Here is an 11,891-nt window from a genome sequence, read left to right on the forward strand (position 1 = left end):
TGCGTATGCCTCGGCGTCAGCCACTCTAACGATAACAACAAGAGAATCGTCCTATGCTCGCTTTCCTTGGCTTAGCCATGGTGGTCGTATTCACCTTCCTCATAATGACTAAGCGTTTGTCGCCCATTGTCGCACTGACTGTTGTGCCCATTGTATTCGCCGTCATTGGCGGATTTGGCGGCACCACCGGCAAGTTGATGCTCGACGGCCTGAAAATGGTCGCCCCTTCAGCTGCACTCCTTTTATTCGCAATCCTGTTCTTTGGCTTGATGATCGACGCCGGTTTATTCGATCCACTGATTCGCAAAATATTGAAGCGAGTCAATGGTGACCCAATGAAGATCGCTGTTGGCACTGCCCTCCTCTCCTTGCTTGTAGCTTTGGATGGTGACGGCACAACCACTTACATGATTACTTGCGCGGCAATGCTGCCGCTGTACAAGCGCATCGGCATGAACCCGATGATATTAGCGACCATCGCTATGTTGTCTCTTAGCATTATGAGTGGCATGACGCCATGGGGCGGCCCCGCGACTCGCGCGATCGCGGCATTGGGCCTGGATGCAGGTGAATACTTCGTGCCTTTGCTACCGACCATGATTGGTGGTGCGATGTGGGTAGTCTTTACCGCGTTTTTGCTGGGCCGTGCCGAGCGTAAGCGTATCGGCAATGTTCAGCTGCAAAGTGGTGGCGGCGATTGCTACATCGAGGCGATTCTCGAGGACACACCGCACAAGCGTCCCAAGCTTGCGTACATCAACCTGCTACTCGTAGCCGCAGTGATGGCAACTCTAGTGATGGGGCTGATGCACTCCGCGATTCTGTTCCTGATCGGCTTCGTTCTGGCGCTGATGATCAACTATCCACAATTGGACATTCAGAAAGAACGCATCCTTGCCCATTCGGGCAATGCCATGACCGTCGTGTTGCTGGTGTTTGCAGCCGGGATTTTTGCCGGGATTTTTTCTGGTACAAAAATGGTAGACGCCTTGGCCCAAACCCTCGTCGACTGGATCCCGCCGTCCTGGGGGCACCTGTTCCCACTGGTCGTTGCGATCACCAGCATGCCGCTGACCTTCGTACTGTCTAACGACGCCTACTATTTTGGCGTATTGCCGATCCTGGCCAATGCGGCCACAGCTTACGGCATTGATCCCGTGGAGATCGCCCGAGCGTCTATTCTCGGACAGCCTGTACACCTGATGAGCCCACTGGTCGCTTCTACTCTGTTGCTGGTGGGAATGGTCGACCGCGATATTGGCGACTTCCAGAAAGCCACTGTCAAATGGGCGGTGCTCACCTCGCTGGTGGTTACTGCACTGGCCTTGTTAACCGGGGCAATCAGCCTGTTCACCTGATTCACCCAAATCTTATGCCGTTGTCCAACGCGCCTCACTAGCGAGGCGCGCGCTGTCCTGCACTCTAAAAAACAATAATGAGTAATTTGCCATGAGCTTTTTGTATTCCCGTCAGGCTTTGTTTTGCGTTTTAGGTTTGTTGCCAATGGCCGGTGCCAGCGCCGAAGGCTTTATCGATGACAGCAAACTTAAACTGCAACTACGAAATGTGTATTTCAACGAAAACTTTCGTGACGAGCACGGCATGAGCGCACGAGCAGCGAGAACCGCAAAAAGTGAGCGAACCGAGTGGGCTCAAGGATTCTTGCTGGACTATCAGTCAGGATTTACACAAGGGACGATGGGGTTTGGCATTGATGCCCTTGGCCTGCTTGGGGTCAAGCTCGACTCAGGTCGTGGCCGTAGCGGTACCGGACTATTGCCGGTTCATGATGACGGTCGGGCGGCCGACGAGTTTGCCAGTGCCGGTGTTACAGCAAAAGCACGGTTTGCAAAGACCACCGTCAAATACGGCACCTTGCTGCCCAAGACCCCTGTGCTGATTTACAACGATGCGAGATTGTTGCCACAGACCTATCAAGGCACCCAAATAAGCAGCAGCGACATAGAAAACCTTACCGTCACCGGAGGGTACCTGGACCGTTTCAAACTCCGGGATTCTACCGACAGTGTGCCGATCGTACCTGACGGTTTCAGTGGGGATAAATCAGGAGACTTCAGCTACGCCGGTGCCGAATATAAATTGGGCAAGGACATCCGTCTGAGCTATTTCTATGGCGAGCTCGACAACTTCTACCGCCAGAACTTCGCAGGCATCCAACACGACCTGCCTTTGGCCGGTGGAGTGCTCACCAGTGACTTGCGCTACTTCCATAGCGCTGATACTGGATCTGCCTTCGACGGCAAAATCGACAACGACATGCTCAGTGGCCAACTATCGTATGCCATCGCGGGCCATACGATGGGGGGTGGCTATCAGACCCTTAGCGGCGATGCAGGCTTACCCTTCATCAGTGGTGCTACCGTCTATTCATTCAGTAACGCCGGCATTGGCAAATTCATTGAGGAAGACGAGAAGACCTGGATGCTTAATTACGGCTACAACTTCGCGGCCGCAGGCGTGCCTGGCTTGACCTTTTCCGCGCGCTACCTGAGCGGCAATGACGGAAAATCCGATACCACCGTCAAGGAATGGGAGCGTGATACCGAGCTGGCTTACGTCGTTCAAGGAGGCACTCTCAAGGGCCTGGGCGTGCGCCTTCGCAACTATGTCTACCGCTCGGATTTTTCCCGGGGGCGTGATAGCAACCGGATCTACCTTACCTACGACATTGTCCTTTGGTAGGACACGGATCACGACCGGATACCAAGGCTCGGGGCCGTGATCACGAACCAACTCATTTGAACGATGGCTTGCAGATCTCCCCCGACGCCGCCATGCACAAAACACCGCTCGTGGTAACCGGCATCGTTGGCGGGGGAAGCATTTTTTTGCCTGCACGCAAATTTGTGACGCCGCCGCAGACCAAAGGGACTCTGCGGTTTTCAATCACTCCATCAACCCATTACAGCTGACCGGCAGACACCGATCGCTCTGCTGCGGCGATGGATCCGACGGATCGGGCTATATCCGAACGCTGGCAAAAGTTGATTCGTTGCGCGCCTGGCTCAGCGCCGACAACGGTCCGGACAACGGCGACAGCACCAGCGCTTGCGGCAATGGCGTCATCGCGACCTGTTGTGTGGTGTTGGAACTTACACGCTCGTCGCGTGGCGGAATACCGTAGTACTCGCGGTAGCACTTGGAGAAGTGCGGCGTGGACACGAAACCGCAGACCGACGCCACTTCGATGATCGACATCGGCGTTTGCTTGAGCAATTGCCGGGCGCGGATCAGGCGCAGCTTCAGGTAATAGCGCGACGGTGAGCAGTGCAGGTACTTCTGGAATAGCCGCTCCAGCTGACGTCGCGAAACGGCGACGTACACCGCCAGTTCGTCGAGGTCGATCGGCTCTTCGAGGTTGGCATCCATCAGCGCCACGATTTCCTGCAATTTCGGCTGGTTGGTGCCGAGCATGTGCTTGAGTGGCACGCGTTGGTGATCCTGCTCATTGCGGATGCGCTCGTAGACGAACATCTCGGAAATGGCCGCCGACAGTTCACGCCCGTGATCGCGGCTGATCAGGTGCAGCATCATGTCCAGTGGCGCGGTGCCGCCGGAGCTGGTGAAACGGTTACGGTCGAGAGTGAACAGCCGGGTGCTCATGGTCACCCGGGGAAAGGCTTCCTGCATCGCCGCCAGGCATTCCCAGTGCACACTGCAATCGAATCCATCCAGCAAGCCGGCACCGGCCAGCGCCCAGCTACCGGTGCACACCGCGCCCAAGCGTTTGGACTGACGTGCCTGACTCTGCAGCCAGGACACGTGTGCGCGAGTCACCGTGCGTTGAATGCCGATCCCGCCACAGACAATCACAATGTCGAGCGGCGGTGCTTTGTGCATGGCGGCGTCAGGGGTGATCTGCAGACCGTCACTGGCCCAGACTTGACCGCCATCGACGGTGAGCGTGGTCCAGCGATACAGCTCGCGACCGGACAACTGATTCGCCATGCGCAGGGGTTCCACTGCGGACGCCAGGGAAATCAGCGTGAAATTGTCCAGCAGCAGAAAGCCAATGGATTGAGGCGCACTGTTCTGGGGTTGGGCCCCGGAGTTGAACGTCGTCATCGCGGTATCTCCTCACACAAAGCGGGTAAACGGCCTCAGGCGCAGGCTCTTTTTATTGCTCGTCGGGCGAGCTATTTGTATTTATCTGCAAAACTCACACCTGACTTCAATGGATTCTTCCATGCGTTCAAAAAACGACACTCCGATGTCTCTATCTCGATGGTCGCAAGGCGCAAGGTTAAAAGCGAAGGAGATGGGGTCAACCGCTCTACTCATTGGCAGTGAGCAATAAGGTAGCGTTTTTGGTAGGGAATGGCCGAAAACGACAACCTGCCTGCTACCGACATGCACAGGTCGGTTTTCGAAAAGAACAATGGGCGACAACGTTGGTGATTGCAGCAGCCTGAAGTATTCGAGGTGATGGCTCTGAGATACTATCTAAAGGTCAGAGAGTAGGATTGCGAACGGATATGCCAAAAAAACAATCGCCTTTAAAAATGAGTGGCCCAGGAGAAATCAACACGAGTCCATTTCGAAGCCTCCCGGAAGTGGTTGATTTTATAGGTGGTTCGTCGCAGAGGGTATTCCAGAAAGCAGGCCTGAGTTTAGAGCAATTCGTCAATGAAGAGCGGCACCTCGCCTATATGGACGCTGCTCACCTGTTCAAGGCTGCATTCGAACACACAGATTGCCCCCACATTGGCTTACTGATAGGCGAGCGTTTTACACTGGATAAGTTGGGGCCGGTGGGCCAGCTTATGCGTCTGGCGAATACACCAGGCGATGCATTGATCGATCTGGTCGGGCATGCAAACCTCTATGATCGTGGCGCGACCCCACTCCTTCTTCCTTTGGCGGGCCAACATAGTTTGCTGGGATATGTCATTTATCGCCACGACCTGCCCAATCAATCATTACTTGTCGACACTGCCGTCATGGTTGGCCTGCAAATGTTACGGACATTGTTAGGCGCTAACTGGACACCCGTTCGTGTGCAGTTTTCATATCGCAAGCCATCGGATATCACCCCGTACGTCAGAAAATTTCGCTGCAACATTCAGTTCAACGCAAGCATCTCCGGACTTGTAATAAACAATCAGCAACTCCGGCAAATTCAATGTACGGCGAACCCACGCTTACACCATCTGCTAAAACTGGCTATTTCGACCGCCACGTCACCTTTGACGATTTCAGAACAAATAAAGAGTCAGGCATACGCTCTATTATTGAAAGGCCAGGCAAACTCCAGGCACATCGCCAGTCAGTTTTCATTGAATGAAAGAACATTGCGACGCCGGCTGGATGCGGAAGGTTCTCACCTTAAAGAACTGATCACCGACTCCAGAAGCAACTTCGCGCGGCAGCTCTTGAAAGATACGGATTTGCCGATATCCACAATCTCTCAGGCCCTTCAATACCAGGATCCAAACACCTTCTCCCGTGCATTCAAAACGTGGACAAATACGTCACCGCAGCATTGGAGAAATGGACTGGAGTAGCCTCCATTGAGGGGTGATTCGCCAATTTCCATACCACCGAGATACCGCGCGCACTGTCCGAAAATGCAAGATGCCTTTCTGATGATTGCCGTAAAGTGAACGCAACAACAGGCTGATTGCAAAGCTGATCTTCGGTTTTTTGTGCTGTTCATGAGGTTGGCGATTAGTTGCACCTGCGGGTGGAGTTCCGCGCAGATACTCAAGAAGGCCACACGAGAAAAAAACGATGCCCTGGCCTTCGGGCGATGCAAGCGACATAGACTGAGTGATCTGATAGAGAGGGATTTCATGCCATTAAATAAAAGTGTGTTGTCGATTACTGTTCTTGGTGCGCTGACACTTTTGACCAGTGGCCGCAGTGTTGCCGGTGGCCTGATGTTGTACGAAACCGCCACCGACAACGTCGGACTGGCCAATGCCGGTGCAGCGGCCCGGGCACAAGGCCCTTCGACCATCGCCAGCAACCCCGCAGGCTTGAGTTACCTCAGCGGAACACAGATCTCCGCTGGCGCTCAGGTTCTTTTTGGTGACTTATCTTTTGATAAAGACAGTGAAACCAATACACCGGGCACTGGCAGTGGTAACGCGCTCGATCCCATACCAGGTGGCAGTTTCTTCATCAGCCATCAACTGGATGATCGGTGGTCCGTCGGTTTCGGCTCCTATGGCGATTTCGGCCTGGCTGAAAACTATGACAACGACTGGTCCGGCCGTTATTTCGTACAGAACGCGAGCATTGCGGGACTGTCACTGGTACCCAGTGTCGCCTATCGCTTCAACGATCAATGGTCCGTCGGCGTCGGACTCAAAGCCATGTACGGGATGCTGAAGAGCGAAGCCGCCATCGATCAGGCGCCGCTCGGACTGACACAACGGGGTGACGGCCAATACAAATACCGGGACAGCACCTGGGGTTACGGCGCCAACGCAGGCGTGATTTATGCCCCAAAGCCCGGTACCCGGATTGGCCTGGCTTACACCAGTCAGGTTGACCTCGACTTCGAGGATCGCCTGGATGTGAAGAGCAGTGCTCCGTTGGTGAGCCGCCTCAACAGCGTCAATACCAGGATCGATCTGAAAGTACCGCAAACGGCAACCCTCAGCCTGTACCAACAACTGGATACGCAATGGGCTTTTCTGGCTACAGTCAATTGGCAGGATTGGTCGAAATTCGGCGACATCGGCATTGACGTAGACACGTCCAGAACCGGTTCAAGGGCCGCCTCAATCGATGCGCATTACAAAGACACGTATCAATTGGCGCTTGGCGCTCAATACCAGATGAACCAGGACTGGATCTGGGATTTCGGTATCGCCTATGACACCTCCGCGGTGTCCGATGGTGATCGTACGCTCACCGTGCCCATGGGCGCCGCCTGGCGCTTCGCCACAGGCTTTACTTATTCGCTGAATAAAGAGACAGACGTGAATTTCAGTTGGGTCACGGTGTGGATGGGGGACATGTCAGTCGATCAGCAAAAAACGCTGTCTGGCGATCATGTATCAGGCGAGTTCGACAACGCCTGGATTCAAGCCCTGACCGCCAACATGACTTGGCGCTATTAAAAAATCGGCGAGGGTTTCAGGTCTTCAGATGACTTGACCGTGGATATGAACACTCACGACGTCAGCTTGCACAAAACCAACGAGGTGAACATGAACAGGAAGTCTAACAGGGGCTGGACAATGGCTGCGGCGGTCGTCGTCGTGGGTTCAACGCTTTTCGCGGGGTGTGCGGGCAAGAACGATCCGATCGCGCAGGCCGACAAGGCGGATGTGGCCAAGGGCGTGGCCGCGCCGAGTCTGGAGCAGACCAAGGCGATCGCCGAGGAAGGCTTTATCTACGGCTTGCCGCTGGTCATGAACTACGCCGTGATGAACGAATTCGCGGTGGACGCCAAGTCCAGCCAGTTCAAGGCCCCCTTCAACCAGCTGTACAACGAGCATCGGGTTTCTACTCCCGCCGATACGGCCGTCATTACGCCCAACAGCGACACACCGTACTCGATACTCTGGGCCGACCTGCGCGCCGAGCCGCTGGTGATCACCGTGCCGGCCGTCTCCAAAAAACGTTACTACTCGGTGCAGTTGATCGACGGCAACACCTATAACTACGGTTACATCGGCAGCCGTGCCACGGCCAGCGCAGCCGGGAGCTATCTGATCGCAGGTCCCGACTGGAAGGGGGCGACACCCCCTGGCATCGACAAGGTGTTCAGTTCCACGACGCCCTTCGCACTGACGCTGATCCGCACCCAGCTGTTCAATCCGGCCGACATGCCGAATGTCGAGAAGGTGCAGGCGGCTTACAAGATCCAGCCGCTGTCCGCTTTCCTCCATCAACCCGCGCCGCCCGCTGCGCCGAAAATCGCTTTCGTGCCGGCCACCACGGAGGGCATCAAGGCCAACTTCTTCGAGTACCTGTCGGCCGCGCTGGAGTATGTGCCGCCATCGGCTGAGGACAAGGCGATCCGGGCGAAGCTGGCCAGCATCGGCGTAGGCCCCGGTCGCAGCTTCGAATTCAAGGACCTCTCGCTCGAGCACAAGGCCGCGATCCTGCTGGGAATGAAGGCCGGCGACGAGCAGGTCGACAAGTTCCTCGCGAGCGGCATGAAGAACATCAACGGCTGGAACGTCGGCGCGTTCTTCGGCGACCAGGCGTTCTACAAAGGCGACTGGCTGATGCGGGCTGGCGCCGCGAAGGGCGGTCTGTACGGCAACAACGCCACCGAGGCGACGTACCCCTACACGCGCACCGACGGCAGCGGTCAGACGCTGAATACCGGCAAGCGCAACTACACGCTGACCTTCCCGGCCGGCAAACTGCCGCCCGTCAATGCCTTCTGGTCGGTGACCATGTACGACGGCAAGAGCCAGCTGCTGATCAAGAACCCGCTCAACCGCTACCTGATCAATTCGCCGATGCTGTCGGCGATGAAGAAGAACGCGGATGGCTCGCTGACCCTGTACATCCAGAAGGATTCGCCGGGCAAGGCCAAGGAAGCCAACTGGTTGCCGGCGCCTGACGACACGGTCTATCTGGTGATGCGCCTCTACTGGCCGAAGACCACGGCACCTTCGATTCTTCCCGCAGGCAGCGGCAGCTGGCAGCCGCCGGCAGTGGTGGCATCGAAGTAACGCGAACTTGCGGCTGCTTGCAGTTGGCAAGCAGTCGTTCGATTGCTCAGGCAGAGATCCAGCGGGCTTATTGCCGAAAGGGCTGAGGCCACAGGGTCTGGCCTTGAATAACAGACATTCAGGAACACATCCCTCAAGGAGTACCGTTACATGAACTTCTCGCACAAATGGATAACGGGTGCCGCACTGAGCAGCTTGTTATTGACCGGTTGCGTATCGAAAGTTACCGAGCAACAACAGTACTCCGGCTTTCTGAAGAGTTATGGCGGCCTGCAGGAAACCACCTCGCCAAGTGGCGTGGAGGTGCTGCGCTGGGTGGCGCCAGGATTCAAGCCTGCGGATTATTCCACGGTGGTCTTCGAGCGTTTGGAACTGTATCCGGCGCCCAAGCCGGATGAACGCGTGGACCTGAAAACATTACAGGAACTGCAGGCCTACACCACTGAAAGCGCCAAGCAGGCATTGTCCCAAAACTACCTGGTCGTTCCAGACTCCAGAGATGTTCGCAAAGGCGAGCGAGCGCTGATCCTGCAGGCGGCAATCACTGGCGTGACAGCCACCAATGAAGGCATGAAATGGTACGAAGTGGTGCCGGTCGCGGCAGTCATAGGTGCAACTCAGGCCGCCACGGGGCATCGCGACCAGAATACCGAACTGTATATCGAGGCGGACTTGATCGACGCCAAAACCGGTGCACCGGTCGCAAAAGCCGTGCGTAAAGTGTTTGGCGAGAACCTGAAGAACGCCAGCCAGAAAATCACCGCGAATGACTTCAAAGCGGCCATCAAGGGAATGACCAGCGACATGCAGACGTTACTCAAGTAATCGTCACTGCAGCGGTAAAGTTTTACGACTCCTCGTGCCCGGGCTCGACAAGACCTGGTTACGGGGATCACGTAAAACAAAGACTTACAGCAAGACAAGGAGCGTTATGAGATATCAAGTCGTGAGCAAACGCGACATTGAATCTCGCCTGATTAGCAGCTAGCAGACCGACTCAATCATCTAACACGAAAAATGGAGTTTCAGGTTCATGATAACCACACTACCGAGAACATTTGGCTGTGCGATGGTATTGCTCGCGTCCTTGGGATTTACGCACGCCCAGGCAGCGGACATCACTCCCGCCGAGACGAAAGCCATCGCCGAGGAAGGCTACATCTACGGTCTGCCCATCGTGATGAACTACGCGACCCTGTATGAATATGCCGTGGACAAAAGCTCCAGCCAGTACAAGGCGCCGTTCAACCACATTTACAACATGCACAAAGTCTTTAGCTACAAGGACACGGCCATCGTCTCGCCGAACAGCGACACGCCGTATTCCTTGATGTTCATGGACCTGCGCAGCGAGCCGGTCGTGCTCTCGGTACCGACGGTGGAGAAACCGCGGTATTACTCGGTGCAGTTGATCGATAACAACACCAACAACTTCGGTTACATCGGCAGCCGTACCACCGGCAGCGAAGCCGGCGATTACCTGGTAGTCGGCCCAGACTGGAAGGGCGCGACCCCGCCAGGCATCAAGAAGGTGTTTCATTCCCAAACACAACTACTCTTCGCTATCTTTCGCACCCAGCTCTTCAATCCGGCAGACATGCCAAACGTCGAAAAGGTCCAGGTCGGTTATGCGACCCAGCCGTTATCGGCTTATCTCAAGCAGCCCGCGCCGCCTGCCGCGCCGGCGATCGACTTTCCGAAGTTCGACAAGGCCCTGGCCAAGACCGACTTCTTCAAGTACCTGGGCTTTGCCTTGCAGTTTGCCCCGGCCACCCCGGATGAAGTGGCGATCCGCGCGAAGCTGGCCCGTATGGGCATTGGCGCCGGCAAAGACTTCAACTTCCAGGCGCTCTCCGCCGAGCAAAAGGCCGCTGTGGTCGAGGGCATGCAGGCTGGGCATGCGAAGGTCCAGGATGCGGTCAATCATCTCGGCACGCAGGTCAATGGCTGGAACATCGTGAGTTCCGGCGGTGATGCCGCGTTCTACAACGGTGATTGGCTAAAGCGCGCCGCCATCGCACAAGCGGGCATCTACGCCAACGACGCCGAAGAGGCCACGTATCCGATGGCCAAGATCCTGTCCGATGGTACGCCGCTTGACGGCAGCAAACACAACTACACCCTCACCTTTCCCGCTGGACAGCTCCCGCCGGTCAATGCCTTCTGGTCGGTGACGATGTACGACGGCAAGAGCCAACTGCTGATCAAGAATCCGGTCAATCGCTACCTCATCAACTCGCCGATGCTGCCTGACATGAAGAAAAATGCAGACGGCTCGCTGACGCTCTACATCCAGAAGGACTCGCCCGGCGCGGACAAGGAAAACAACTGGCTGCCCGCACCGAATGATCTGATCTACATGGTGATGCGCCTGTATTGGCCAAAGACCGAAAACCCTTCCATCCTGCCTCCTGGCAAAGGCACCTGGAGTCCGCCCGCGATCGTCAAAATCAATTGAGCACCTGACGACCGGTTGCAGCGGACGGCGCGGGCGTGCCGCCGCTGGACCGGGGCGTCGGCTGTGATTAGCCAAAGGCCTGCGGTGGCCGCAAACCGTAGATATTGTTGTTTGGGCGTTATTTGCACGGCACTGCGCATGCCGCGATTCAACGCCATTGGATGGATCCCCCTCCTCAGGAGGGGGGCGGTGTGAGCACGGTCTGTTCACGATGCTCTTAATGCATCGCGCAGTTCCTTCCACCGTCCAATAGAGAACAACAAGCATGTTTTATGAAAACATCGACACCTCCTCCATCAACGACGAGGACCTGCCGTGGGTTCCGTTCGCACCTTACAGCGATGAAATCTTCATCAAATACATCAAGTGCGACCCGGTTCGCGGGGAAACCATCACCCTGCTCAAGGCCCCGGCCGGGTCTTCTCTGCCCAAGCACTATCACTCCGGTACGGTCATCGTTTACACCGTCAAGGGTGGCTGGAAATACCTGGAGCACGACTGGATCTCGACACAGGGCGGCGTAGTGTTCGAAACCGCAGGTTCCAGCCACACGCCGATCGTGCTGACTGAATATGGCGATGAACTGATCACCTTGAACATCACCCAGGGCGATCTGCTGTATTACGACGATAACAACAACGTCGTGGCCGTCGAGAACTGGAAATCCAGCGTGGATCGTTACCTGGCGTTCTGCAAAGCCAATGATATCGAGCCCAAAGACATCACCAGCTTTGCGGTCTGACCAGCCCGCCAATCTCTCGGCCGTCCGG

General features: G+C 56.0%; 9 protein-coding genes. 8 read left to right on the top strand and 1 reads right to left on the bottom strand.

Translation table 11 applies throughout. From position 1 onward, the window contains the following. Positions 1–53 precede the first annotated feature (53 nt). Both AC3ITA_RS18015 and AC3ITA_RS18020 read left to right on the top strand, forming a co-directional pair. Positions 54–1,358, top strand: coding sequence for a CitMHS family transporter (locus AC3ITA_RS18015; protein ID WP_489278122.1), 1,305 nt, complete (start codon positions 54–56; stop codon positions 1,356–1,358). A gap of 91 nt (positions 1,359–1,449) precedes the next feature. Then, on the top strand, positions 1,450–2,703 hold the full coding sequence (locus AC3ITA_RS18020; protein WP_489278123.1) for an OprD family porin: 1,254 nt from the start codon (positions 1,450–1,452) through the stop codon (positions 2,701–2,703). 279 nt (positions 2,704–2,982) lie between these two features. On the opposite strand, the gene gbdR is transcribed toward AC3ITA_RS18020, so the two are convergent. After that, positions 2,983–4,086 carry a choline metabolism transcriptional regulator GbdR gene (gbdR, locus tag AC3ITA_RS18025; RefSeq protein ID WP_095946313.1) on the bottom strand — a complete coding sequence of 368 codons (1,104 nt, stop codon included), beginning with the start codon at positions 4,084–4,086 and terminating at the stop codon, positions 2,983–2,985. 410 nt (positions 4,087–4,496) lie between these two features. Here gbdR and AC3ITA_RS18030 point away from each other — a divergent pair, with 410 nt between their 5' ends. The 6 genes from AC3ITA_RS18030 (at position 4,497) to AC3ITA_RS18055 (ending at position 11,863) form a co-directional block, all read left to right on the top strand. Beyond that, positions 4,497–5,525, top strand: a complete 1,029-nt coding sequence (locus AC3ITA_RS18030) for an AraC family transcriptional regulator (protein WP_489278124.1) — start codon at positions 4,497–4,499, stop codon at positions 5,523–5,525. Positions 5,526–5,813: 288 nt separating this feature from the next. Then, complete coding sequence (locus tag AC3ITA_RS18035; RefSeq protein ID WP_414928532.1) at positions 5,814–7,091, top strand: OmpP1/FadL family transporter; 1,278 nt, start codon at positions 5,814–5,816, stop codon at positions 7,089–7,091. 120 nt (positions 7,092–7,211) lie between these two features. Further along, positions 7,212–8,663, top strand: a complete 1,452-nt coding sequence (locus tag AC3ITA_RS18040) for a DUF1254 domain-containing protein (RefSeq protein ID WP_412072617.1) — start codon at positions 7,212–7,214, stop codon at positions 8,661–8,663. A gap of 150 nt (positions 8,664–8,813) precedes the next feature. Further along, positions 8,814–9,488: a DUF3313 domain-containing protein gene (locus AC3ITA_RS18045; RefSeq protein ID WP_150672736.1), complete on the top strand. Its 675-nt coding sequence runs from the start codon at positions 8,814–8,816 to the stop codon at positions 9,486–9,488. Between the two features lie 244 nt (positions 9,489–9,732). Further along, positions 9,733–11,121, top strand: coding sequence for a DUF1254 domain-containing protein (locus AC3ITA_RS18050; protein WP_489280805.1), 1,389 nt, complete (start codon positions 9,733–9,735; stop codon positions 11,119–11,121). 265 nt (positions 11,122–11,386) lie between these two features. Continuing rightward, entirely contained in the window at positions 11,387–11,863 is a 477-nt protein-coding gene (locus AC3ITA_RS18055) for a 2,4'-dihydroxyacetophenone dioxygenase family protein (RefSeq protein WP_095945994.1), read from the top strand. The last annotated feature ends 28 nt before the right edge of the window (positions 11,864–11,891 follow it).

It is taken from the genome of Pseudomonas sp. GL_090 (assembly GCF_057837765.1).